Source organism: Streptomyces sp. SS8 (genome assembly GCF_054072955.1).
The window spans coordinates 222659-248299 of the sequence record NZ_JBSVCZ010000001.1 but is presented as its reverse complement, the minus strand read 5'-3'; the positions used below and the strand labels follow the sequence as shown (position 1 = coordinate 248299).

Below are 25641 nucleotides of genomic sequence, written 5' to 3'. Positions count from 1 at the left end.
CGCGCGGTCCGGCCGGACCCGCCCTCGGCGGCGCGTGTGTTCCGCGGCCACCGCGCCGCCCGGCCGGGCGGCGCGCCCCACCCCGGCACGGAGGCGCCGACGACGGCCACCGCGCCGATGGTTCCCTCCGGTTGCCGGACGTAAGTACGGCATAAAGATTGCCGGATCCTGGCAATGTGCGTCCCGGTTCCGGAGTGTCAGCATGAGGTCACGCCGCGACCGGTACGGGGGTGGAACGATGAGCGAGTTCATGCATACGGCCATGAGCTTCCCCGCCAATCTGTTCGGGTTCGGACTTGTGGTGGTGCTCGTCTACTGGTTGACGGTGCTGGTCGGAGCGGTCGGCGTCGATGCCCTCGACGGGGGTGAGAGCATCGACGCCGGCCACTGCGACCAGTCCGGGGCCGGCCCCGGCACCGGCCCCGCGGCGGTTCTCGCGGCGGCCGGACTCGGCGGGGCACCGGTTTCCGTCTCCCTGTCGCTCCTCATCTCGATTGCCTGGTTCGCATCACTGAGTGGTGCGGCGCTGGTCGACCGGGCCGGCGGGGGCACCCCGGCGCGCCTGCTGGTCCTGCCGGCCGCGCTGCTCGCCGCATGGGGGCTGACACGGCTGCTGGTCCGCCCGCTGGCCCGGCTGGCGCCGCGCGAGACGGGCACCAGTCACCGCGACCTCGTCGGCCGGGTGTGCACCATCCGCACCGGGCACGTCAGCCACCGCTTCGGGCAGGCCGAGATCACCGCCGAGGACGGTTCGGTCCATCTGGTCCAGGTCCGAGCCCGGGGCGAGGACGCCGCGGGCCTGGCCGCCGGAAGCACCGCGCTGGTCTTCGACTACGACCCCGAGGGCGGCTTCTTCCACGTCATGCCCTGCGATCCCGTACTGGATCCCGGCCCGGAAGCCGGCCGGCTGCCGCGCTGAACCTCCGCGCCGCGCCTCCACGGGCCCGCCGCGGGCCCGTCCACCAGACCTCAAGCACACATACCTCACAAGGGACCCACCGCCATGGACGTCATCTCCACGGGCCTCGGCGTGCTCATCGCCGTGCTCATGCTCATGGGCATCGCCCTGCTGATCGTGGTCAGCCGCCTGTTCCGCAAGGTCGAACAGGGCAAGGCGCTGATCGTCTCCAAGATGCGCAAGGTCGACGTGACCTTCACCGGCACCGTGGTGCTGCCCGTGCTGCACCGGGCCGAGGTGATGGACATCTCGGTGAAGACCATCGAGATCGCCCGCACCGGCGGCGAGGGGCTGATCTGCCGGGACAACATCCGCGCCGACATCCGCATCTCGTTCTTCGTCCGCGTCAACAAGACCGTCGAGGACGTCATCAAGGTCGCCCAGGCCATCGGCACCGAGCGGGCCAGCGACCGGACCACCCTCCAGGAGCTGTTCAACGCCAAGTTCTCCGAGGCGCTCAAGACCGTCGGCAAGCAGCTCGACTTCGCCGACCTCTACACCAAGCGCGACGAGTTCCGCGACCGGATCATCGCCGTCATCGGCACCGACCTCAACGGCTACAGCCTGGAGGACGCGGCGATCGACTACCTGGAGCAGACCCCGCTCAGGCAGCTCGACGGGAACAACATCCTCGACGCCCAGGGCATCCGCAAGATCACCGAGCTGACCGCCGTCGAGCACGTGCGCACCAACGAGTTCCAGCGCAACGAGGAGAAGGAGATCACCCGGCAGAACGTCGAGGCCCGCGAGGCCGTCCTCGAACTCGAGCGCCGCCAGGCCGACGCCGAGATCCGCCAGCAGCGCGAGATAGAGACCGTGCGCGCCCGCGAGGAGGCCGAGACCGCCCGCGTCCAGGCCGAGGAGAGGCTGCGCTCCCACGCCGCGCACATCAAGACCGAGGAGGCCCTCGGCATCCAGAACGAGAACCGCGAGCGCGAGATCGCCGTCGCCAAGCTCAACCGCGACCGGGTCGTGGCCATCGAGAACGAGCGCATCGAGAAGGACCGCCTGCTGGAGGTCATCGCCCGCGAACGCGAGACCCAGCTGCGCCGGATCGCCGCCGACAAGGAGGTCGAGGCCGAGAAGCGGGACATCGCCGACGTGATCCGCGAGCGGATCGCGGTGGAGAAGACCGTCGCGCAGCAGGAGGAGGAGATCAAGAAGCTGCGCACGGTGGAGGAGGCCGAGCGCGAGCGCCAGGCGCTGATCATCGCCGCCGAGGCCCAGGCCCAGGAGCGGCTGGTCAAGGACATCAAGGCGGCCGAGGCCGCAGAGCAGGCCGCCGGGCACCGGGCGGCCGAGGAGCTGACGATGGCCGAGGCGCGCCGCAAGGCCGCCGAGATGGACGCGGCCGCCGCCGTACGCCTGGCCGAGGGCCGCAAGGCCGAGGCCGCCGCGGCCGGACTCGCCGAGGCCGACGTCCAGGAGCGGATGGCCGACGCCATCGCCAAGACCCGCCGTGCCGAGGCCGAGGCCGAGCGCGAGCTCGCCCTGGCCCAGGCCGACGGGCTGCGCGAGAAGCTGAAGGCCGAGGCCGAGGGGCTGACCGAGAAGGCCGGCGCCATGGCCCGGATGGACGAGGCGGGCCGGGAGCACGAGGAGTACCGCCTGCGGCTGGAGGCGGAGAAGGAGATCCGCATCGCGGGCATCGACGTCCAGCGGCAGATCGCCGAGTCCCAGGCGACCCTGATCGCCACCGGTCTGGAGAACGCCAACATCGACATCGTCGGCGGGGACTCGGTCTTCTTCGACAAGCTGGTGGGCTCCATCGCCGCCGGCCGCAGCATCGACGGCTTCGTCAACCGCAGCGAGACCGTCCAGGCCATGGCGGGTCCCTGGCTGGACAAGGAGAACTCGACGTTCACCCACGACCTGACCGCCGCGACCGCCGGGCTCGGCGCCGCGGGGCTGCGCGATCTGACCCTGGCCGGCCTGCTGGCGAGGCTGGCCGCGGGCGGCGGCCCCGAGGCCCCGAAGCTGGCCTCCCTGCTGGAGGCGGTGCGCGGCTCGGGCGTCGCCGACCTGCCGCTGTCGGCCCTGGCGGCCGGCGCGGCCGGCACGGCGGACGCGGTGGCCCGCACCCACGCCGCCGCGAACGGCGCACCCGCGGGCCGCTGACCCGCACACCCCACGAAGGATGCCGATCGAGCGAGGAGTTGAGGGCACGTGGCAACCGAGGCACGCCGTACGCCGGAGGCGCGGCCTGACACGGGACCGGGTACGGGGCCGGACGCGGGCGCCCACGAGGTGCTGCGGGACCGGATGGCGGCCGCGGCGGCGGATCTCGCGGCCCGGGCACGGGCCCTCAACGACCGCCGTGTCGAGGCCTTCGGCGGCGCCGGACTGGAACTGGCGGGCGCCGCCCGGCTGGAGACCGGGCGGCCCCGGGTGCCGTGCGACGCGGCGGCCGTGGGCGGGGCGCTGCTGCTGGGCGCCAACCCGCCGGCCGGGCACGGGCGGCCGGAGTCGGTCGCCGACGTGCTCACCCTCCACCGCCTGCGCGCGGAGGGCGGCGGCCCGCCCGCCTTCGAGCCCGCGGAGGCGGACGCCGTGCCCGGACTGCTCGACGACCCGCGCCTCCACCGCGACGTCGAGGAACTGTTCCGCTACTACCGGCACGCCCGGCTGCTGCGGCTGCGCCGCACCGGACCGCTGCTGCTGGCCGTCTTCTCCATCGGCGAGCGGGCCACCGACATCCGCGTCCTGCGCTGGCGTGTCGAGGACGGCGGCGAGGTCGCCTACCTCGACGACAAGGGCGAGCGCGACCACCTCGACCGCGCACCCCGCTCCGCCCGGGACGTCGTCTGGACGCCGGCCGCCCGCGAGGACCACGTCACCGGACGCCACCCGCATGTGGCGGTCGACGGCGGGACGCTCCACGTCTCCACCGTCGGCGGCTTCCTCACCGTCAAGACGGACAACGACACCGAGACCGCCGAGGGCGTCCACAGCGAGCCCGTCGAGGACCCCCTGCAGGCCCTGGCCGACGCCGAGATCGCCCACGCCCGCGTCGGCCCGCTCGTCCTGCTGCGCGTGCTGCCGTACAACGAGGCGGCCCACCGCCATCTGGTCTTCAACACCCGTACCGGCGAGGTGCTGCGGCTGGACGGCATCGGGCAGGCGTGCCGCCGCCTCCCGGACGACCAGGGCGTCGTCTTCCCCGGCGGCTGCTACCTCGCCGACGCCCCCGCCGGCTCGGCCGCCCGCACCTTCGAGGCGGACACCGAGGGGATGGAGTTCGAGGCGGAGGTGCGCTCGCCCAACGGCGAGGACGTGCTGTACGTCTTCCACGCCCCCGCCCGGGGCCGCTCCCTGCTGCTGTCCTACAACCTCATCCGCAAGGAGGCCGCCGCCCCGATCCCCGCCCTGGGCCACGCCCTCTTCGCCGACGGCACCCTGGCCGTGCTCGGCCAGGCGCCCGGCGGGGAGGAGACGTCCGCGCACCCGGTACGGCTGTGGAACACCCCCTACGCCCTCGACCCCCGCGCCGCCGGCCCCGCAGGGGACGGGCCGCTGGCCCGCGTGGGCAACGCCGAGCTGGTGCGCGGCATCTCCGACTGCCTGTCCGTCGTACGGCTGGCCGAGGGGGTGACCGGCTGGACGGCGCGGGGCACGGGCGGCGGCCTGCCCACGGCGGCCGCCCTGGAGGCGGTCACCGCCGCCTGCGCCCGCGCCGCCGACCGCCACCACTGGCTGGACGCGCCCGGCCTGGCCGATGAGCTGGAAGGACTCGGCGCCCCGCTGCGGACACTGCGCGAGGCCGCGCAGCAGGCCGTCGCCGAGTACGCGCGGGTGGCGGAGCTGCGCGAGAGGGCGGCCGCGGCCGTGGAGGAGACGGCCGCGCGCACCACCGCGCTGGTGCGCCGCGCCCGGGGCGAGACCCCCGGCGAGGCGACCGGCTGGGTGGACCTCCTGGCCGAACTGCGCCGTGCCCGGGGCGCGGTGGAGACCCTGCGCGAACTGCGCCACGCCGACCCCGGCCGGATCGACGCGCTCGGCGCGGAGCTGGACGAGGCGCTGGCCGCCACCGGCCGCCGGGCGGCGGCCGACCTCTCCCGCGCGGAGGCCTTCGAGGGCGTGGGCGCGGCCGTGGCCGAACTGGCCGACCGTGCCACCTCCGCCGCCACGGCAGCCGAGGCCGACGAACTGGGCGAGCGGATCGCCGGCCACGCCGACGGACTCGGCGCCGTCACCGAGGTGATCGGCTCCCTGGAGGTCGGCGACGCCACCGTGCGCACGGCCGTGCTGGAGCGGATCGGCGAGGCCACGGCCGCCGTCAACCGGGCCCGCGCCGTACTGGAGGGGAGGCGCCGGGAGCTGCTGGAGGCCGAGGGGCGGGCGGAGTTCGCCGCCGAGACGGCCCTGCTGGGCCAGGCGGTCACCGGCGCTCTGGCCGCCGCGACCACACCGGACGAGTGCGACGAGCAGCTCGGGCGGCTGCTGGTGCGCCTGGAGGACCTGGAATCCCGCTTCGGCGCCCACGAGGACTTCCTCGCCCGTCTGGCCGAGCGGCGCGAGGAGATCCGCGAGACCTTCGCCGCCCGCCGCCAGGCCCAGGCCGACGAGCGCGCGCGGCGCGCCGAGCGCCTGGCGGTGTCCGCCGCGCGCGTGCTGGAGACCGTCGCGCGCCGCTGCGCCTCCCTCGCCTCCGCCGAGGAGGTGGCCGCCCACTTCGCCGCCGACCCGCTGGTCGCCCGGGTCCGGGCCGCCGCCGATGAGCTGCGCTCCCTGGGCGACACCGCGCGCGCCGAGGAGCTGACCGCCTCCCTGGCGGCGGCCCGGCAGGAGGCGGACCGCGCCCTGCGCGACCGCGTCGAACTGGGCGCCGACGCGGACGGAGGCGGAGGCGGGGGCGGGGGCGCCGGCACCGTGCGGCTGGGCCGCCACCGCTTCGCGGTGAGCACCCGGCCGCTGGAGGTGACGCTGGTCCCGCACGGCGACGGGCTGGCCTTCGCGGTCTCCGGCACCGGCTACCGGGCCGCCGTACGCGACCCGCGGTTCGCGGCCACCCGCGAGTTCTGGGACCAGCCGCTGGTCTCGGAGTCGCCGCACGTCTACCGCGCCGAGCACCTGGCGGCCGGCGTGCTGGCGGATCTGCCGCCCGACGCGGCCGCACCCGGCGCGGATGCGGGGGAAGCGGACGCCGAGAGCCTGCTGCCGCTGGTGCGCCGGGCGGCCGGGAGCGCCTACGACGAGGGGTACGACAGGGGCGTCCACGACCACGACGCCGCCGCGATCCTCGCCGCGGCGCTGCGGCTGCGGGCCGGTGCCGGACTGCTGCGCTTCACCCCTGAGGTGCGGGCCGCGGCGCAGCTTTTCTGGGCGTACGGCGCGGACGGCGCGGCACGCGCCGCCTGGACGGTGCGCGCCCAGTCGCTGGCCCGGGCCCGCGCCGCCTTCGGCGCGCGTGGCGCGCTGGAGCCGCTCGCCGCCGAACTGGGCGGCACGGCGCGGGAGTTCCTGGAGCGTGCCGGGCTGCCGGTACCGCCGCGCCCGGCCGCGGTGGGGGCGTACCTGGCCGAGGAACTGGCCTTCAGCGGCGGCCGGTTCGCAGTCGGCCCCGCCGCCCGCGCCCTGCTGGACGGTTTCCACGCCTCGCTGGGCGGCGCCCAGTCGCCCCCGGCCAAGGAGTTCGCCGAGGACCTGCGGGCGCTCGGCGGCTCGTCGCCGGACGACCCGGGGTCGCCGGCGGCCCGCCACCAGCTCGCGGCGGCCTGGCTGGGCGCGTACGCCGAGTCCGCCGCCCGGGAGGGGAGCGAGGAGGGACCGGGCGCCCGGGGCGGCGCCGCGCCGTCTCCCGACCTGCCCGAGGCCGTCGCCGTCGCACTGTGCGGCGAGGAGCTGGAGCACCGGGACGTGGACGCGCCGCTGACCACCGTCGTCACCGGGCTGCTGGGCACCCACCCGCGGATCGCCGGCGGCGCCCTGCCGCTGCGCCTGGACGAGTTCCTCGACCGCACCGAGGAGTTCCGCGCCGTCCGAGTACCGGCCCACCGCGCCTACACCCGCCGCCGCGCCGAACTGCTGGACGCCGAGCGCGAGCGGCTGCGTCTGGAGGCGTACGTGCCGCGCGTGCTGCCCGCGTTCGTCCGCAACCGCCTCATCGACGAGGTCTACCTGCCGCTGATCGGCGACAACCTCGCCAAACAGCTCGGCACGGCGGGGGAGGACCGCCGTACCGACAGCCAGGGCCTGCTCCTGCTGCTCTCCCCGCCCGGCTACGGCAAGACGACGCTGATGGAGTACGTCGCCGCCCGCCTGGGCCTGGCCTTCGTCCGCGTCGACGGCCCGGCGCTGGGCCACCGCACCACCTCCCTGGACCCGGCCGCCGCACCGGACGCCACCGCGCGGCGCGAGGTCGAGAAGATCAACTTCGCCCTGGAGGCGGGCAGCGACGTCCTGCTCCACCTCGACGACGTCCAGCACACCTCGCCGGAGCTGCTCCAGCGATTCATCCCGCTGTGCGACGCCCAGCGCCGCCTGGACGGAGTGCGGTTCTCCGACGGCCGGCCGGCCACCTACGACCTGCGCGGCAAGCGGTTCGCGGTGTGCATGACGGGCAACCCCTTCACCGAGTCCGGCGCCCGCTTCCGCGTCCCGGACATGCTCGCCAACCGTGCGGACGTGTGGAACCTGGGCGACGTCCTGTCCGGCCGGGAGGAGCTGTTCGCCTTCAGCCACATCGAGAACTCCCTCACCGCCAACCCGGTGCTGGCGCCCCTGGCCTCGCGCGAGCGCGCCGACACCGAGCTGCTGGTGCGGCTGGCCGACGGCGACCCGTCGGCCCGCTCCGACCGCCTGGCCCACCCGTACGCGCCCGCCGAGCTGGAGCAGGTGCTGGGCGTGCTGCGCGGGCTGCTGCGGGTGCGGCGCACGGTGCTGGCGGTCAACGCCGCCTACATCGCCTCCGCCTCCGGCGACGAGGCGGCCCGCACCGAACCGCCGTTCCGCCTCCAGGGCTCCTACCGCGACACGGGGAAGCTGGCCGGCCGCCTGGCGCCGGTGATGACGGACGAGGAGGTCGAGGCGCTGATCGACGACCACTACACGGCCGAGGCCCGCACACTGTCGGCGGACGCCGAGGCGAACCTGCTCAAACTCGCCGAGCTGCGCGGCCGTATGACGCGGGAGCAGGAGCGGCGGTGGCGCGAGGTCAAGGAGGCCTTCCGGGCCCGCAACGCCTCCGGCGCGGCCTCCGGCGCGGCCTCCGGCGCGGGGACGGCCCCGGAGACGGCGGGGGGTGCGGTGCTGTGAGGGGCGGCGCGGCCGGGGGCCGGCTCCGGCGCGGGGCCGCCCGCGCCCGGTGGGCCGGCGCGGAGTACGTCCACGACGAGGCGGACCGGGCCCGGGAGAGGGAGAGGGTCTCCGAGGACCTGGGCCGGGCCGTGTACGGACGCCGCCGGGCGCTGGCCATCTCCCAGTCGGAGCTGGCCCGCCGGGCGGGCATGAGCCAGCCGCAGGTCTCCAGGCTGGAGCTGGGCGGGGGCATGCCGACCCTGGTGGTGCTCGCCCGGCTGGCCAGGGCCCTGGACGCCTCCTTCGCGCTCACCTTCGACGGCGGCGAGCCGCGCCTGGTGTTCGAGCCGCTAGCCGAACCCGTCCTCGCCGACCCCGTTCTCAGGGAACAGGCCCCGCTCACCGCCGGGTTCGGCACGCAGCGGCATATGACGATCGCGGAGAGTGGCACGAAGGCCGGGACAGACGCGGGCAGGCGCTTCTAGAGTGCCGGTATGACCCACAGCCGGGAGGCGCCGGAGGCCGCGTACGGACGGGAGCCGGAGCAGCGGACCCAGCACACCGGGCACGCTTCGTACGGCCCGTACGGCCCGCTTCCCGGAGGGCTCGCGGCCCCGGGAGCCGGCAACGCGCCGTGCCGTCGCACGCACCCGACGCCGCTCCGCGCGCCCCGCGGGCGCACGGGGCCGCTCTCACAACACGCCCTACGCGCAGGAGGCCCGCGCGGTGCCGCCGGCCGCTTCGGCCGCCTCCAGTGCCGCGTGCAGCGCGCGGATGCTGGTCAGCCGGCGGTCGGCGGCCGGCGGCACCATCCAGTGCAGACCCGGCGGGCGGACGCTGGCGGCGTCGGGCACGACGACGTAGGAGCCGCGGCCCAGTACACGGGCGCCGGGCAGCTCCCAGCGGTCGGCGGCCCTGGGCGGGATGAGGAAGTACGTCCGCGACCGCTCCCAGCCCCCCTCCGGCGCTTCGCCCGGCCCGCCGGTCTCTCCGGGCAGGTCGGCGATGACCGGGCCGGGCGGCCGGTCGCCGTGGCGCAGCAGCGCGTCGAGCACCAGCAGCCCCTTCCGCCCCGGCACCCGTACCGCGTCCCACCAGGTGCCCGCGGGCACGGCGCGGTGCGTCCCGCCGTACGGCAGCCAGCTCGGCCGGGCGGCGGGCGGTATCGCCCGGAAGGGGAGGGGCTTGAGGGGCGCCGGACGCGGGTCGGGGGCGCCGGGGGCGCCGGCCAGCCGGATGCGGCCGCCTCCCGCGCGCTTGACCTCCCGCAGCGCCACGTCGGAGTCCAGCAGCAGGTCCGAGAGCCCGCCCGGGGCGGGGTCGGCCGGGTCCCAGACGGCGACGCCGAGCGAGACGGTCTGCCCGGTGATGGTCACGGTGGTGCCGCGGCTGACCGGGGCGGGAACCGACATCTCCCGCACGCCCTGCTGGACGAGCCGGGCCGCGGCCATCGCCTCCTCGGCGCCGGCGCCGGGCAGCAGGGCCAGGAACTCGTCACCCGCGTGGCCCCCGTAGCGCCCGCAGACCGCGCCCTCGGCGGAGTTTCGGGCAGCGCTCCCGACGCGGCGCAGCACGTCCGCGGCGGCGCGCAGCACGGCGTCCCCGGCGAGGTGGCCGTAGGTGTCGTTGACGGCCTTGAAGCGGTCGAGGTCGCCCAGCAGCAGCGCCAGCGGCCTGTGCTGCCGGCGGGCGGAGGCGAGGGCCTGGGAGGCCCTGATCTCCCAGGCCCTCCTCACCAGCAGCCCGGTGAGGTCATCGGTCAGGGGATGATGGCCGCCTCCCGGACAGCACGAGGGAGACGGCGCGTACTCCTCGGTCATCCTCGGCGCAGTACTCATCGATCCCCTTCTCCCCCGGTCGTGCGGTCCGGCGCATGGGCGGTGGTGAACCTGCGGTTGAACCGTTCACTCTTCAACTCAACTGGTAGTTGAGCGAACGCGATGAGTGAGTTTAGGCTTCCGAATGACCGACCTGTCAACTCCCGTCCGCTCGACAAGAGTTATGATGCGGTGGCGACTCCTGGTCGGTTCCGGTGCGGTGGAGGTGGATGCGGTGTCCGACACCCGCGGGGATCGGATGCTCGCGGAGAGACTCGACCAACTCTTCGACACCGTCCGTCCGGAGGGCCCCAAGGGCCGCCGGTACACCAACGAGGAGGTCGCCACCGCCGTCAAACGCGCGGACCCCGGTGTCCGGGTGGGCGGCGCCTATCTGTCGGCGCTGCGCAAGGGCACCAAGAAGAACCCCTCCACCGAGCTCCTGACGGCCCTGGCCCGCTTCTTCGGCGTCCCCGCCTCCTACTTCCTGGACGAGCGCGCCGCGGCCCGCACCGACGCGGAGATCGAACTCGCCAAGGTGGCCCACAACATGGGCGTCAGGAAGCTCGCCCTGCGCGCCCTGGAGCTGTCCCCCGAGGGGCTCGCCGCCGTGACGAGGATCGTCGAGCACGTCCTGGAGAGCGAGCCCGGTACCCGCACCCGGCAGGAGGAGCGTCCGTCCGACGGCGCGCCCGACCCGCAGGACCGCCCCGAGCGGCCCTGACCGCGCCCGTCCGCCGCTTCCGCGCCCGGCGGCGTCCGACGGATCCTCACGCGTACGCGCCCGGGGCGTGGTTGTCCGGATCGTCCCGTACTCCTAGGCTTCGCGGAGATCGCCGCCATGTGAGGAGAGCGACTCTTGACGCTGCTGATGGGCGCCGTGGCCTACGACCCGAAGACCGTCACCATCTGGACCGGCTTCCGAGCGTGGCTGCGCGCCCGGGACCTGCCCTTCGACTTCATCCTCTACTCGCACTACGAGCGCCAGGTCGAGGACCTGCTCGCCGGAGGACTGCACGCCGCCTGGAACTCGCCGCTGGCCTGGGTGCGCGCCGACCGCATGGCGCGGGCGGCGGGCCGGGAGGTTCGCGCACTGGTGATGCGCGACACCGATCAGGACCTCACCTCCGTCGTCGTCACCCGCCACGACTCGCCCGTCGCCGCCCTCGCCGATCTCAAGGGGCGCACGGTGGCCGTCGGGGCGGTCGACTCGCCCCAGGCGACCCTGCTGCCGCTGGAGGCGCTGCGCCGGGCGGGGCTGCGCCCGGACGAGGACTTCGGCGTCCGCCGGTTCGACATCGGCACCGGTCTCCACGGCGACCACGTCGGCGGCGAGCGCGAGGCGGCGCGCGCCCTGCTGGCGGGCGAGGCGGACGCCGCCTGCCTCCTGGACGCCAGCCACCTGCTGTTCGGACGGGAGGGGACGCTGCCGCCGGGGAGCACACGGGTGCTGGCCCAGACTGAGCCGTACGACCACTGCAACATGACGGTCGCGGACGGCGCCCCCGCCGAACTGACCGGGCGGTTCGGCGAGTTGTTGCTGTCCATGTCGTTCGCCGACCCCGAGGCGCGTCCCCTGCTGGAACTGGAGGGGCTCACCGCCTGGCGCCCCGGCCGCACCACCGGCTACGCGCTGCTGGAGGCCGCGGTGGACGAGGCGGGCTTCTACGGCCCGTCCGGGCGGGTCACCGCGGCGGGGTACGCGCCGTGACCACGACCGGCCCCGGTTCCGATTCCGGGCCCGGTCCGCGGGCACTCCGCCTCGGGGCGCTGGGCTTCGAGCGTGGCGCGCACCTGCTGGTGCGGCGTGCGCTGCTCGGCCTGCACCCGGGCCGGGAGCTGGCGGTGACCGGAGAGGACCCCGCGCTGCTCGTCCACCTGCGAGCCTGGTGCCGCGCGCACGGCCACGGACTGCGCGCACCGGATCCGGGCGGGGCCCCGGGCGGGCAGGGGGCCGGCGGCGTCCGCGCCCGGATCGTCCGCGGCCGGGCGGACCTCGACCGCTGGTCGGGCGCCGAGCGGGCCGGCGGCCCCGGCCCCGACGGCATCGTCGCCCGCCCCTCGCCCGCCTGGGGCCTGGCGGCGCGCGGCGCGCTGGTCGAGCGGGGCGGCCCGGCCGGCCCCTTCGATCTGGTGGACCGCGACCACGTCTGGGCCGACGTCGCCCCCCACCTCTACGCCCGCGCGGCGGCCGAGCAGTGGGACCCGGGCCGGGCCGTCGACTGGGAGGCGCCCTTCTCCCTCCCCGGCGAGGTCGAGCGCGCCGTCGTCCAGGTGATGACCTATCTGGTGGAGAACGAGCAGGCCGCCCTCGTCGTCCCCGCCCGGCTGCTGGCGCGCATCCACCCGCACTTCCGCGAGGTCCTCCAGCTGCTGGCCGTGCAGGCGGCCGACGAGGCCCGCCACATGGAGGTCTTCACCCGCCGCGCGCTGCTGCGGGGCGGGGAGATGGGCACGTCCTCGGCCGGCGGACGGGAGTCGCTCGACACCCTGCTGACCGAACCGGACTTCTCCCTGGCCTCCTTCCTCCTCTCCGTGCTGGGCGAGGGCAGCTTCCTGAGCCTGCTGGCCTTCCTGGAACGCCACGCCCCCGATCCGGTCACCCGCCGCATCACGGCCCTGGCCCGCCGCGACGAGGCCCGGCACGTCGCCTTCGGCGTCGCCCACCTCCACCACCGCGGCACCGTCGACCCGGCCCTGCGCGGCAGGCTCCGCGCGGCCGTGGAGCGCCGCCACGACGCCCTCACCGACACCGCGGGCCTCAACGCGGACGTCTTCGACTCCCTGGTGGTCCTCGCCGCGGGCGAGTGGACCCCCGAGGCGATCGGCCGGGGGTACGACGCGGTCCTGGCCCTCCAGGCCGAGATGGACGAGGGCAGACAGCGCCGCCTGGTCCACCTCGGCTTCCCCGCCGACGAGGCGGCCGAACTCTCCGCGCTCCACACCCGCAACTTCATGTGACCAGGAAAGTCGGCCCAACAAAGTAAGATTGAATCTAACTGAGAATTGATCTTACTTTGTCGGGAGGCGGTCGTGGAGTTCCGGGGAAGAAACGCGGATCTGAGACTGCTGGGCCGCCTGCTGGGCGATGTCGAGGAGGGACGCGGGGCCACCCGAGGCCGCGCCCTGATCATGATGGGGCGACGACGGGTGGGGAAGTCGCGCCTGGCGCAGGAGTTCTGCGACCGGTCCGGGGCACCGTATGTGGTGTTCCAGGCGACGAGGGGCCGCAACCCCGACTCCGAACGCGCGGACTTCACCGCAGCCTTGGCCCAGTCGCCTCTGCCGGGAGCGGAACTGGTCGCGGGGCTGCGCGCGGACGACTGGAACCAGGCGCTCCGCTCGCTCGCCCTCGCGGTTCCGGACGACAGGCCGAGCATCGCCGTGATCGACGAGGTTCCCTGGCTGGTCGAGCAGGACGGGGAGTTCGAAGGGGCTCTGCAGACCGTCTGGGACCGGCATCTGTCGTCCAAGCCCGTACTGCTGGTGCTGGTCGGCAGCGACATGTCCGTGATGGAGTCCCTGCAGTCGTACGAGCGCCCGTTCTTCGGGCGGGCGACGAAGACGGTCGTCCAGCCGCTGAACCTGGCCGACGTACGGGAGATGACCGGTCTGAACGCGGCGGACGCCGTGGACGCCATGCTCATCACCGGTGGCTTTCCGGAGATCGTGCGGGCCTGGCGGCCGGGTGCGAGCAGACTCGAATTCCTGCGGGAGTCCGTGACGAACCCGCTCTCCCCCCTGCTGGTGGCCGGGGAGCTGTCACTGCTGGGCGAGTTCCCCGAGGCCTCGCACTCACGCGCGGTCCTGGAGTCGGTGGGCAGCGGCGAGCGGACGTTCAGCGCCATCGCGGCCCAGGCCGGCGGCTCCGGCGCGCTGCCCGCCGGCACGCTCTCACCTCTGCTGAAGACGCTCCTGGACAAGCGGGTCCTGGCCGTCGACCTGCCGCTGTCGGACAAGCCCGACACCAAGAACAAGCGCTACCGCGTCGCCGACCACTACCTGCGCTTCTGGCTGGCGTTCCTGCACCGGGCCATCCCCCTGGCCGAGCGCGGGCGGGGCGACGTGGCGCTGGCGCGCATCGAACGCTCCTGGCCCACCTGGCGCGGCCGGGCGGTCGAGCCGCTGGTCCGCGAGTCGCTGGCACGGCTGCTGCCCGACGCCCACTGGCCGGAGACGGAGGCCGTGGGCGGCTGGTGGAACCGCCGGAACAACCCCGAGATCGATCTGATCGGCGCCGACCGCGAGCCGGTGGCCGGGAGGGTGCACTTCGCCGGGTCGGTGAAGTGGCTGGACAACCAGTCCTTCGGACGCCGCGAGTACGACGCCCTGGCGCGCGATGTGCTCTCCGTGCCCGGCACCGGCCCGGACACCCCGCTGGTCGCGGTCTCCCGCCGCGGAGTCGCCGACGGACTGCCCCTGGCAGCGCACTGGGGCCCGGAGGATCTGGTGCGGGCCTGGGAGGCGGGGTAGCGGGCGTGCCCGGTCCCGTCCGCCCGGCCGGAGCCGGGCGGACGGGGCGGAGCGGACGGGGACGGGGACGGGGCTCAGCCCTCGCCGTCGGCCGATCCGGCGGACCGCGGCGCCGGCTGCGCGGACGGCAGGGCGGTCAGCCGCGGCAGCAGCTGGGCCGTCAGCAGCGTCGACAGCGCCGAGGTGTCGCCGCCGCCGGTGCCGTCGGTGCGCACCACGACCGGCCGCGGCGCGCTGCCGGCCAGGGTCGCGCCGACCTCCAGGCGGCGGCGGGCCAGCTCGTACTGGAGCACCGCCCGGTTGTCCCGGTACGCCTGGGCCAGCCGGCGCTGGGCGCGGGCCTCGTTCTCGGCGGCGATCAGACCGCTGCGACCGCGGGTCTCGATCTCGAACCGCACCCGCTGCGCGTTGGTCTCCTGCTCCTCCAGGAGCTGGGCCACCTCCTCGCGCGCCCGGTTCAGCGAGGCCTTCACCTCGACGATGCGCGCGTCGCGCACCTTCTTCGCCCGCTCGATGTCCATCTGGAGGCTGTCGATGCGGCGCTTGCGGGTCAGGCCCCACTCCTGGTCGTACGCGGCGCGCTCCTTGGCGACCCGCTCGCGGGTGGCCAGGTGCTGCTGGTACTGGGCCGGGAGCTGCACATCGGGGATGTTGCAGCCGGTGATGCGCACCCCGTAGCGGGAGAGCTGGCGGTTGAGCAGCTCCTGCATGTCGGCCACGTCCGAGCCCCGCAGGTCGTAGGCCCGCTCGGTGCGCATCCTGCGCGCCCGCTGCCGGATGGCGTCCTGCACCGCGCTGGAGAGCACCAGGTCGAAGTTGCCCGCGCCGATGGTCCGCACGAACAGCACCGCGTCGGTGATGCGGAACTTCAGGAAGAACTCGATCGACCGCAGCGGCACGTTCTCCTGGGTCGGGCAGGCCATCACCGGGGCCGAATAGGGGATCTCGGTGGCGGTGTCCACCACGAACTCCACCCGCGACCACGGGTGCCACAGGTAGTGGCGGCCGGGGTCCAGGGTGCGGGTGACCGCGCCGTAGCGGGTCAGGACCCCGTTGGTGCCCTGCTCGATCTCCACGATCGAGGAGCGCCACCACCACAGCCCCCCGACCAGCAGCGCGAGCACGCCCACGACGTAGGAGAGCACGGCCAGCCAGTCGCGGGCGGCGCCGACCAGCCCGTCGGATCCGCCGGCGCTGAGCAGTACGCCGGTCAGCAGCGCGAACACCCCCAGCCACAGCGGCAGCAGCCACCACAGCCGGCGGCGGTGGCGGGGGATGATGACCGGAACCAGGGTGCCCGCCTCGCCGCCGCGCAGCAGCTGGGCGATCTCGCTCCAGGGGGCGACGGCCTCGGAGATGACCGACCTGCGGGCGGTGGACACGGCGCTCACTGCGCGGCCTCCTCGGTGTCGTCGTCGGACGCCGCGGGCGCCCCGGATGCTTCAGGGGTTCCGGACGCCTCGGGTGCTCCGGGCGGCCCGGACTCCCCGCCGGACGCCTCCGGGCTCGCGGCCTCCACACCGGAGGAGGCCGCGGGGCTCCCGGCCGGCACGGTCGGACGCTCCTCCGCCAGCAGGGCGCGGATCTCCTCCTGGCGCCGCTCGATGCGCTCGGAGACCTCCCGCAGCCGGGTGCGGACGGCGGCCATGTCGGCGTCCGTGAACAGCTCCGTGCCGTGCTCGCCGATCATCTCCCGGGCCAGCCGCAGGAAGTCGACCCCGGCCGTGCCGTCGGAATCCTCCGCGCCGCCGATCCGCACCAGCTGCGGCAGGTGGTCGGCCACCTGCTCCAGGGTGTCGAGCATCTGCTGCCGGTAGCGGTACTCCAGGATCTCCGGGGCCTCGGCGGCGGTCACCGCCCGGATGTCCAGGGCCTGCGCCTCCAGCAGCGCGGCGTTGGCCTTCGCCTCCGACTCGGCCTGCACATAGCGCTGCCGGGCCAGCGCCTGGGCCCGGTTGGTCTCCCGCTCCACGGCGGTGTCCATCTGGGCCTGGTACTGGGCGATCTCCGCCTGGATCGCGGAGAACGTCTCCTGGAGACCGGCCAGCTCCTTGGTGAGGTCGCCCTCGTCCTGCTCCTTGCGGAGCTGGAGCGCGTACTCGTGGGTGTACGCCTCCTTGGCGACCCGCACCATCTCCGGGGCCGCCAGGTCCATGCGGTAGTTGCGGTCGGAGGGCTCGGCGTGCGTGATGTTGGCGTTGGTCAGCTCCACCGCCGGCTGGAACTGCTGGTTGAGCTGCTCCAGGAGCCGGCCGGTGTCCTCGCCGACCATGTCGTAGATGCCGGCGGCCTCCTGCTCGTAGATCAGGCTGCGGATGGTCTCGCTGACCGCGTTGCTCAGCTTCTCCTCGAAGCCGCGTACCGCGCCGAGGGTGTAGACGAACTCCACCGGGTCGGCGATCCGGAACTGGATGAACAGGTCGATCGAGGCCTTCACCCCGCTGCGGGTGGGGGCCTCGCGCACCGGCGCGTTGAACGGGTACTCACGGGTGGTGTTGAGGATGTACGACACCCTCTTCCACGGGTTCAGCAGGATCACCCGGCCGGGGCCGACGACCTGCTCCAGCTTCCCGAAGCGGGTGATCAGCGCCTGGCAGCCGTCCGGCACCATCACCATGCCCTGCCGCCACCACACGAAGGCCACGGCCGCCACCGCCAGCACCCAGTAGTGGAGGCCGAACAGGGGGTTGGTCAGCGCGCTGCCGCCGGCGGCGGACACCGTCAAGGAGCCCACCAAACCCACCACCAGCAGCATGAGCACCGGGAGCATGCTCAACAGGGAGCGTCCGCGCGGGAGCACCATCGGGCAGATGGCGTGCACCGGCACACCCTCCTCGCGCCGCTGCTCGCTGCGGTTGAGCGCCTCCCCGGCCTCCGCCAGCGGGACGGTCCGCTGCGTCATGACGGTGGCGATGGAACCGCCGCCCTGATCGCGCGCGGCGGGGAAGTCGGCCGGGTCGATGCCGTCCTGCTGGGAGGGTTCCCGGGAGGCGCCGCCCTCGGCGGTCCCGCCGCCCTGGCCGCCCTCACCGCCTCCGTCCCCGCCTCGCCGTCGCCGGCGCAGCTCCTCCTCGGCCACGGCCCGCGGATCGGCCCCCTGGGCCACCGACTGTGCGATTCTGCGCATGTCCTGGGTTCGTGCCACGTCTGCCCTTCGCCGTCTCCGGTCTCGTTCGTTCCGTACGGGTGTTCCACACCCATCTCACATCACACGGCCCGCCTCGGGCGGGTACGGGCGCGGATCGTGACCCGGACGGGACCTTCCGGCCGTGCGGTCCTGACCCGTACGGGGTGTCCGCCGGGACGAGCGCTCCGCCGAACGGGGGCAGGCGGCCCCGGGAGACCCGGGGCCGCCTGCACGTCCTCAGCGGCGTCGTCTCAGCCGAGACGGTCGAAGGAGGGACCGCGCGGGTTCACCTTGACGGCCATGTCGACGGTGTACTCACCCGATCCGTCGCTCTTCTTGTTGACGATCTGGCACTTGTAGCCGGTGTCCGCGTCGAGGTCGACGACCTCGGCCTCGGGCAGCTCCTCGCAGCGCATCTCCTCGCTGTACTGGTTGTTGTCCTGCCAGAGCTTCGCCCGCACGCCCTCGCCGGCCAGCAGGCCCTTGCCCGGCTCCGCGTCGTACCGGATGAAGAAGGACCCCTCCTTGTAGGAGTCGGAGATCGTCACCGTCCAGGGGATCTCCACGTCCGCGTAGGCGACCGTGCACTCGGTGGCGGCCTTCGCCTTCAGGGTGATCTCGCCGCCCTCGCAGGAACCGCTGGTGCTGCCCATCGCGCCGGCCATCCGCACGGTCCGCTTGCGGAGCTCGTGGATCACCTTCTCGGTGAAGTCGGCGTCCCGTGCCGGGCTCGGGCTGATGGTGGGGCTGGTGCCCACAGGCTCCCCGGCGGGGGACTCCACCACGACGGGGAGCCGCTCCCCCTCCTCGGTCCGGTCACTCCTGTCGCTCTTGTTGTTTCCGGCCTCCGCACTGCTCTGCGTACCGGAACCCCCGTTGCCGTCCTCGCTTCCCCCGCAGCCGGCGGTGAGCAGGCCGACGGCCAGGATCGCTGTGACGGTTCGTATGTGTCGCATGCTCCGTCACCCTAGTGGGGGCGAGGGCGAGGAGCTGAATCCGGCCACCCGGCGGGCGGCGCGAGTGCCGACTCCCCTCCAGGACGGCAACACGGCACCAAGCCCGTACGGCCCGCACGGTCGGTTCCTGCCGCGCCGGCACCTGTGCGGCGCAGTGGGACGGACGGGGGCGCCCGGGGCCCGCTCGCCGGATTCAGGGTGTGAGGACGGTCAGTCGCGGCAGCGCGACCAGGCCCAGGAACACGGGGAGCGCGTACCACCACCGGCGCAGGCGCCCGGCCCTCACGAACCTCCGGGTCAGCAGCGCGCAGACGCCGGTGACCAGCAGCGCCGACCTCGCGGAGATGCCGGAGTGGGCAGCGGCGTCCGGTTCCCACGGGTTGGCGGTCCCGGACATGTACGCCAGGAAGAGGAGGTAGCCCCCACCGCGTGAGCCGGCACCACCAGCAGGAGGACGGCGCCCTGCGTGCGAGCCGGGCCGTGCGTTCTCACCGTGATGCGACCGCCCGTGGGGGACGGGGAGGGAAGTCGGTCTTCTCCTTGCACTCGGCCACCTCGTAGGCGCGTTCGGCCACCTGGAAGCCGATGTCCACGATCGCCTGCCGGAGTTCGTCTCCCGAGGCCCGGCTCTCGCTGAACATCCCCGCCGTCACGGTCAGCGCGTACGGCTGCGAACCCGCACCTTCCTCAGGGTATGGAGGCGTGCAGGGGATGTAGATAGTCGCGTCTCTGGGCCAGGAAGTGGCCTCTACCTCACCGGCCAGGTCAATGGGCTTCCCGTCTTTGTTGTCCGCATGGTAGTTGCGCCAGGATTCCCGGCTGTTTTTTATCATCTCCGCTCTGGCGGACAGGATGCTCTCCTCTTCTGTTGCCAGAGAGCAACTGAATATGATGTCATCCCCCGGCCTGCCTTGGGCGGTGTGCACGGTCACTTTCCTTGTGTCCGGCAGCACCCTGTCGGCGATCGAAGTATCGACTGCGGCGTTGCACACACTGTCCGGTAGATCTTCTACGCCGTCCAGAAATATTTCCCGATGCCCCAGGAAGCCGGCAACGGAAACGCCCGCGATCAAGGCAGTGGCCAGAAGTGCATTCTTGCTTTCCTTCTTCATTCGCGGTTCCTCTGCAAGTCTCACGGGCTGGAACGCTTGGTTGAGCTTTCCAGGAGGATGTCACTGTTGACCCAGCCATCCTTGAATTCTTTCCGGATGAAGTTCTTCATGTCGTTCGGAGGAAGGTCTGAATCATGTTTTTCCAGGGCGTGGCCGGCGGCATCCTGTATGGATTTCGTGCCGGATTCCTCCGCGTTGAAAAAGCCTTGGCTTCTCCGGTAGATCGCCTCGTCGGTTCCGTCCATCTGGCGGCCTTCGCAGATGTGGTCGATCCTGATGGCGGCAGTTCCGGCGAAGAACGAACTTGCCGCTGCGCCCGCGACCTGGCCTGCGAGGGTTTGTGGAACGAGCGCTGCCGCGCCAACGGCTGTGGCGGTGGACACCGCGGTCTTGAAAAATTCTCCTTGCTGCTCGAACGCCTTGTTTGTCTTCTCGTCGCGCTCGACAGAATTCCCTATCTCTATGTCTTGGCGAGAGTTGGCCATCACCCCTTCAATGATCCCGGAGTTTTTGGCGATAGTGCCTATTGCGTCCTTGGTGGTGCCGTCATAGAAGTCCGGATTGGCGATATGTGCCTCGATCGAGCTGCTGGTGTAGATGTTCTGCCCGTAGATCATGGAGGCGTATGCATTGTCATCTTTCGCCAAGTTGTAGAGGAACCTGTACGCGTCGGACTGACTTAGCTCATTTGGGGCCTCGCTGTCCGTCATGAAGATCGTCTCTGCGCCTCTTCCCGCAATCGCACGGTTGATCTCCGGCATGTATGCGGCAGCGATGTGCCCCAGGCTCTCCCCTGTGGTTTCGTCGACCAGCTCCTCCCCGCCCGGCTTCGCGACCAGGTGCATCACGTCCTTGACGATCCCTACCTGACTCCTGCTGTGAGGGATGGGTTCGGCAGAGACCTCACCGCCGTGCGGAACCCCTGTCACGGCTGCCTCCAGAGCCCGTGTCACAGGTGTCCCGCGGTCGGTGTTCTTCGTGCTTTCGAGCATGTGCTCGGTGCGGGTTTTGTCCTTGAAGAAGGATTCTGCGGCATCAGGGTTGTGGGACAAGGCGTTCATGAACCCGTTGACCGGGTCCTGCCCGTCCCCCTTCCCGAAGACAAGGTCGAAGTAGCCGTGGTTTTCCCAGACCTCTTTGGTGTGTCCCGGCCCCAGTGCAGTACTCCGGTCCTTCTCCCAGACCAGTTTTCCGTACTCGTCGAGGAACCTGCTGTCGAAGCTTCCGTGGCTCATGAGGCTGCTCATGACCTGGAGCCCCAGAGGGCCGGTCAGACCCTTCGTCGGATCACCGCGGAACGCCGTGTTGCCCTCCCTCATCACCTCTTTCTCCCAGCGCTGCATACCGAGGCTGTCGGATTGTGTGGCGGTGGTCAGTGTGACGCTCATGTTCTCCTGAAGACTTTTGAGCATCTCGAGGTCGTCGCCCCGGGCGCCGGCATGGGTGGACGTGACGTTGCTCCAGAACTGGAGTGTTTCCTTGCCGCCGGACCGGGATGCGAACCTGTCGGCGAAGAGGGGGTCGTTGGCGTACTTCTCAAGGTTCTGGTCGAGGCTCGCCAGTTCCTCCAGTGAGGGATCGCCCTTCCGGGCGATCTTCGCCATCTTCTCGGCTGTTCTGATGGCCTCGGCGGCGGAGTCGCGGTCTTTGTAGTATCCGTCGGAGAAGCCGTAGTCCGACTGATCCACGAGAGCCCGCAGGACCTTGGCTGCGGTGGTGTCGCTGTTGCGGGCTTTCTTGAGGATGCTCTGGATCTCGTCACGCGGATCGGTGGCGTCCTGAGAGCTGCGCTCGGGGACCCCGGTGTCCTCGGCCGCACGGTCGGGGTGGACGTTCACGGTGACGGTGAAGCCACTGTCACCGGTGCCCCGCACCGTCAGGTTCTTCGCCGTGCCGCGCTCGATGGCTTCCTTGAGCTGCCTGCGGTACTCCACCAGCTCGTCACGGATGTCCTTGAGGATGTTGCGGATGGAGGTGGCCTGGGTGTGGGCGTCGGCGAACTCACCGGCGGTCTTCTCGATGAACTCGCGGGTCACATCGGCGTTGCTGCCACTCCAGTCGGCCTTCATCGCCTTCGCCTTGAGATCGGACTTGGCCTCCTCCTCCAGGTCCTTGAGGCGGCCGACCATGTCCGACCAGTCACCGACTGCCGTGTTCAGCTTGGAGAATTCGGCGTAGAGCAGGGCGTCGAAGTCCATCAGCGCTGGGTCCTCTCGCCAAACCCTTCGTTCAGGTGGGTGAGGCTGTTGAAGAGGCCGCTGATGTGCTGCTCGTTATCGGCATGGCCTTGTCGCTGTATTCCAGGTGGTTGGATATGTGGCCGCAGGCGTCGGTGAGGGTCCGAAGCTGGTCTCGCCACCGGGTCGTGACGTAGTCCAGAGCACTGCCGATCTCGAAGTCCCGGCTCAGGGCGGCGGCCGCCGCGTAGCCGCTGGCCCGGGCGCGGTCACCGTCCTTGATCAGCCGCTCGCGCAGTCTGAACGCCGCGTCCCCGATGGCCGCCAGGTCTTTCTGCTCCACGGTCAGCTCACCGTGCGAGGAGTCGGCGCTCTTGCCCCAGCCACCCCCGCCGTCGAGCTGGTTCGGCCGCATCTGCGCGGCCTTGCGCTCCTCCGCGGCCGTCACCAACCGGTTCCACTCGTCGTCGAACGACATCCGTGTTGTCCTCCCCCTACGGCTTCCTGCGGTCAAGCCGAGAACACAAGGTAAGCACGCGGTGACAGCGGGTGCCAACGGGGGCATCGGTGAGTCGCCGTACGGGCAGAGTGTTCCTGGTCGGCGCGCTTCCGGCTCCGGCTGTCCATAGGGCTTCTCCGAACATGCCCGGGTCGGGGCGGGGGAGGATGCGGCGTCCCTCGCTTCAGTGCCCCTTCACCCGGTCAGGTCCGGCCTTGTTCCCGCACAGCATTAAGCATCCGGTAGCGGGCCGTGGAGCAGACTTCGCGCCGCTCACGGACCGGTGCCGTGCGGCCCTGGGTCCTCACCGGAGGCGGGCCGCCATCTCGTCGGTGGTGCGGCCCGGCGCGGTGTGGACGCGGTGGCGTACTCCTGGCGGCCGGAGGAGCGAACCGCATTGACGACGAGATCAGGCGGGGGAACGGGAAGGGCTTCGGAGCGCGAGACGCAGCTCAAGGCGCCGACGAGGTCCATCGGGGACGACACGATGAGGTGCCTGCCGTCAGGCGGCGGGGGAGGGGGCGTTGTACGGCGCCCCTTCGCCTTACGCGGGGCTTCGGCGAGGGGCGGCGCGTAGGCGCCGCCCCGCCAACCGTTCGCGGTTTCAGGGACGCGAGCCCGCCGCGTGGGTTGTGAAGGCCGACCATGCGAAAGGGGACACGGACAGTGGTTGCCGCTGCGCGTCCTTGGAGTCCCGGATGAGAACAGTCTCGGGGCGCATGGCCACCTCGACGCAGTTGCCGCCCCCGCCGCCGCTGTAGCCGCTCTTGAACCAGTGCGGTTCAGTGGTGCTCATAGCGCTCCTCGCATCTGCTCCAGCAGGCTCGCGGTAGCCCGGTGGCTCAGAGCCTGTGAGCGCATCTTGCCATAGCGCTGGAGCATGGCACTGACTGCTTTCGGGTCGGTGATCAGCGCGCTGCTGTCGTGCGCTTCGACGTATCCGATCCATCGGTTGTCCGCTGTCTCGGCCAGTCGCATCGGGCCCTCGAACCCTGAGTGGTCCTCCTGCCGCAACGGCATGACCTGGATCTCCACGTTGCGGCGGCGTCCCTGTTCCAAGAGGTGGTCGAGAAGGACCCGTGTGGTGTCGAGACCTCCGAAGCGGCGTTCCAGCAGTGCCTGTTCGATCACGAAGGAGAACATCGTGTCCGGGCGTTCCACGATGAGCTGCTGCCTGGCCAGACGAGCCGCCACCTGGCGCTCGAAGACCTCCTCGGTCAAAGGCGGAAGACGAGTCTCGAAGATCGCCCGGATGTAGGGCTCCGGCTGCAACAGCCCAGGGATGAAGCTCGACTTCGTACGTGTACAGCGACAGCACCTCCTCCTCGATGCCGGCCCACTGGTGGAACCACGAGGCCAGGCCCGCACGGCGGGTCAGGCTGCGGGCGGCCGCCGCGAGGACGCGGGCGGCGACGGGGCCGAAGGGGTTCCTCCGAGCGCGCGACGAGGTCCCTGGGCGGGAACCGCTTGCCCTGCTCGATCTCGGCGACGTAGTGCGGGGAGTACCGGACGCGCGGGGCGAACTCCTCCTGCGTCAGCCGGGCCTCTTCCCGCAGGACCTTCAGGACGGCCCCGAAGGTCTTGAGGCTGTCGGACAGCTCCGGTTCGCCGTCCCCGTCGCCGTTCCCGGCCCCGCCGTCGTTGTCCGCCGCCATGGAAAACCGCCTCCCCGTACCCGCATCGGCAACAAGGCGTGTCCGCTCCGTTGCCCAACGTCACAGACTCGTCATCGTCACACCCCGTGACCGACCCAGTCCACAGGTTCCGCTGGTACAGCGGGATCTGTACTGGCTCCGGCCCTGACGAGCAGGCGGTTCGCGGCGGAACGCTGGCCGTCATGACCGTCCAGCACTCCCAACCGCCCATCACCGTAAGTACGTTCGCCCAGCGGTTCTCCGCGACCCGGCGCGGCCGGCGCCCCTGCCGGCTGCCGCAGCCTGGGCGGAGCCGGAGTGCGGGGAGGAGGAGCGGGGCAGGGGACTGCTGCTGGTCGAGGCGGTCGCGGACCGCTGGGGGGTGCGCGAGCGCCGCGGGCCGGGCAAGACGGTGTGGGCGGAGTTCGTCCTGAAAGCGGTGCCCGGCGGCTTCCCCGGCCCGTTCGACCCCGTCGAGCTATGAGGCGCGAGGGCTCTCCGGCTCGACGGCGGTGTCGTCCGGGCCGCGCCGCTCGGTGCGGTCTGCGGCGGAGGGCTCGTGAACTTCCACGACCTCCGCGTCCACGACGTCCGCGTCCACGATCTGGTCCGCTGGTTTCGTCAGTTCCAGGCCGGCGAGGTGCTTCTTCAGCCTTTTGGCCATGGGGCGGTAGGTCGCAAGAGTGAGCCCGCCGGAAACGACGGCCCCGACGAGGGGAATGGCCTTCGAGACACTGTTCGCGAAGGTCTTCTTCGTCATCTCGACGCCGAGATGCTTCGCGACCTTCTTCACCATCGGGTACACGACGCCCTGGGTGAGTGCCTTCTGGGGCAGCTTCTTGGCGACCTGCTCCGACATCATTCCCGCGACCTTCCCCACGGCGCTGTTCGCCGACTGGGTGCCGAACATCACGCCGAAGAAGAGCGTGAGAACTCCCTTGGTCGCGTCGTCGATCTCATCGCTGTCACCGGAGAACAGATCGGGCCAGCTGTAGAGGTAGGCGAGCTTCTGCGCGATTCGCAGCATGTGGCCGAAGTACTGGGCCAGATCGGCGGACACCGTGGCGGGGAGGAAGATCAGGCCGGGGATCCCGGCAGCCGCGGAGAGGGTGCTGACCTTGGCGCTCTCGTAATTGATGGAGTCATTGGCCGCTTTGTCCAGAACCTCGAGAGGGATACCCGCCACCGCAGGGGTCTCTTCGATGGCTCTGCGAACCTGCTCCTCGGAGCAGTGGCGGGCCAGCGCACTTCGGAGGTACGCCTCCCTGTCGATGCGCACGCCCGGAAGACCTGCCGCGCTCACCAGTGCCGTGGAGAAGCGCGACTCCGGGTTCTCGCTCGCTTTGCTCGTGGACATGGCGAGAACCTACAGGACCCGGGAAGACGCCGAGCGCCTTTCAATCCGTTTGCCGTGCAAGGCCGTTGGGAGCGTGGACGATGCGCTTTCCCGCCTCGGCTGTCGGTGCGCCCCGCCCCACAGGTCGCACCGACACGGGCCTCACCGCGCCCCTGCGGTTCAACCGTCCCGGACTGATGCAGGGGGCCGTGCCGATACCGCTCTGTTCGCCGAACGCACCGACGGGCCGCGCCGCCTGCTGCCGGCCGGGCGGAGCCGGCAGGTCACGCGCATCGACTGGCGGCGCGGACGCTGC

18 protein-coding genes and 1 pseudogene are annotated in these 25641 nt (G+C 72.1%); 8 read left to right on the top strand and 11 right to left on the bottom strand.

The features are described 5' to 3' along the window. Positions 1-238 precede the first annotated feature (238 nt). The 4 genes from ACW69E_RS01045 (at position 239) to ACW69E_RS01030 (ending at position 8679) form a co-directional block, all read left to right on the top strand. Complete coding sequence (locus ACW69E_RS01045; RefSeq protein WP_457496261.1) at positions 239-919, top strand: DUF1449 domain-containing protein; 681 nt, start codon at positions 239-241, stop codon at positions 917-919. A gap of 84 nt (positions 920-1003) precedes the next feature. Continuing rightward, the gene (locus tag ACW69E_RS01040) at positions 1004-3076 is read left to right on the top strand and encodes a flotillin family protein (protein ID WP_457496260.1); all 2073 of its coding nucleotides are present in this window, start codon (positions 1004-1006) and stop codon (positions 3074-3076) included. 48 nt (positions 3077-3124) lie between these two features. Further along, complete coding sequence (locus tag ACW69E_RS01035) at positions 3125-8212, top strand: DNA repair ATPase (protein WP_457496259.1); 5088 nt, start codon at positions 3125-3127, stop codon at positions 8210-8212. Then, complete coding sequence (locus tag ACW69E_RS01030; RefSeq protein WP_457496258.1) at positions 8209-8679, top strand: helix-turn-helix domain-containing protein; 471 nt, start codon at positions 8209-8211, stop codon at positions 8677-8679. Before ACW69E_RS01035 ends, ACW69E_RS01030 begins: the two co-directional genes overlap by 4 nt. Before the next feature lie 219 nt (positions 8680-8898). Here the strand turns inward: ACW69E_RS01030 and ACW69E_RS01025 are convergent, their stop codons facing one another. Further along, entirely contained in the window at positions 8899-10032 is a 1134-nt protein-coding gene (locus tag ACW69E_RS01025; protein WP_457496257.1) for a GGDEF domain-containing protein, read from the bottom strand. A 214-nt stretch (positions 10033-10246) separates the two neighbouring features. Here ACW69E_RS01025 and ACW69E_RS01020 point away from each other — a divergent pair, with 214 nt between their 5' ends. The 4 genes from ACW69E_RS01020 (at position 10247) to ACW69E_RS01005 (ending at position 14484) form a co-directional block, all read left to right on the top strand. Further along, the gene (locus ACW69E_RS01020; protein ID WP_457496256.1) at positions 10247-10735 is read left to right on the top strand and encodes an XRE family transcriptional regulator; all 489 of its coding nucleotides are present in this window, start codon (positions 10247-10249) and stop codon (positions 10733-10735) included. Between the two features lie 135 nt (positions 10736-10870). After that, positions 10871-11722, top strand: a complete 852-nt coding sequence (locus tag ACW69E_RS01015; protein WP_457496255.1) for a phosphate/phosphite/phosphonate ABC transporter substrate-binding protein — start codon at positions 10871-10873, stop codon at positions 11720-11722. After that, positions 11719-12972, top strand: a complete 1254-nt coding sequence (locus ACW69E_RS01010) for a ferritin-like domain-containing protein (RefSeq protein ID WP_457496254.1) — start codon at positions 11719-11721, stop codon at positions 12970-12972. Before ACW69E_RS01015 ends, ACW69E_RS01010 begins: the two co-directional genes overlap by 4 nt. A gap of 72 nt (positions 12973-13044) precedes the next feature. After that, positions 13045-14484, top strand: coding sequence for an ATP-binding protein (locus ACW69E_RS01005; RefSeq protein WP_457496253.1), 1440 nt, complete (start codon positions 13045-13047; stop codon positions 14482-14484). Positions 14485-14558: 74 nt separating this feature from the next. Here the strand turns inward: ACW69E_RS01005 and ACW69E_RS01000 are convergent, their stop codons facing one another. The 10 genes and pseudogenes from ACW69E_RS01000 to ACW69E_RS00955 form a co-directional block, all read right to left on the bottom strand. Further along, a complete protein-coding gene (locus ACW69E_RS01000; RefSeq protein WP_457496252.1) occupies positions 14559-15875 on the bottom strand; it encodes an SPFH domain-containing protein in 1317 nt (438 codons plus the stop codon). Then, positions 15872-17611 (bottom strand): SPFH domain-containing protein, encoded by a 1740-nt coding sequence (locus tag ACW69E_RS00995; RefSeq protein ID WP_457496251.1) that lies wholly within the window; start codon positions 17609-17611, stop codon positions 15872-15874. The genes ACW69E_RS01000 and ACW69E_RS00995 overlap by 4 nt, the downstream gene beginning before the upstream one ends. 251 nt (positions 17612-17862) lie before the next feature. Next, positions 17863-18567, bottom strand: coding sequence for a hypothetical protein (locus tag ACW69E_RS00990; protein ID WP_457496250.1), 705 nt, complete (start codon positions 18565-18567; stop codon positions 17863-17865). 193 nt (positions 18568-18760) lie between these two features. Then, entirely contained in the window at positions 18761-18964 is a 204-nt protein-coding gene (locus ACW69E_RS00985; RefSeq protein WP_457496249.1) for a hypothetical protein, read from the bottom strand. Positions 18965-19055: 91 nt separating this feature from the next. Continuing rightward, the gene (locus ACW69E_RS00980; RefSeq protein WP_457496248.1) at positions 19056-19679 is read right to left on the bottom strand and encodes a hypothetical protein; all 624 of its coding nucleotides are present in this window, start codon (positions 19677-19679) and stop codon (positions 19056-19058) included. A 20-nt stretch (positions 19680-19699) separates the two neighbouring features. After that, on the bottom strand, positions 19700-21877 hold the full coding sequence (locus ACW69E_RS00975) for a hypothetical protein (protein WP_457496247.1): 2178 nt from the start codon (positions 21875-21877) through the stop codon (positions 19700-19702). Positions 21878-21908: 31 nt separating this feature from the next. Further along, a complete protein-coding gene (locus ACW69E_RS00970; protein ID WP_457496246.1) occupies positions 21909-22334 on the bottom strand; it encodes a hypothetical protein in 426 nt (141 codons plus the stop codon). Between the two features lie 625 nt (positions 22335-22959). Next, positions 22960-23151, bottom strand: a complete 192-nt coding sequence (locus tag ACW69E_RS00965) for a DUF397 domain-containing protein (RefSeq protein WP_457496245.1) — start codon at positions 23149-23151, stop codon at positions 22960-22962. Continuing rightward, a pseudogene (locus ACW69E_RS00960) lies at positions 23148-24010 on the bottom strand (helix-turn-helix domain-containing protein). The gene ACW69E_RS00965 and the pseudogene ACW69E_RS00960 overlap by 4 nt, the downstream one beginning before the upstream one ends. Positions 24011-24467: 457 nt before the next feature. Continuing rightward, on the bottom strand, positions 24468-25346 hold the full coding sequence (locus ACW69E_RS00955; RefSeq protein WP_457496244.1) for a hypothetical protein: 879 nt from the start codon (positions 25344-25346) through the stop codon (positions 24468-24470). Positions 25347-25641: the final 295 nt, after the last annotated feature.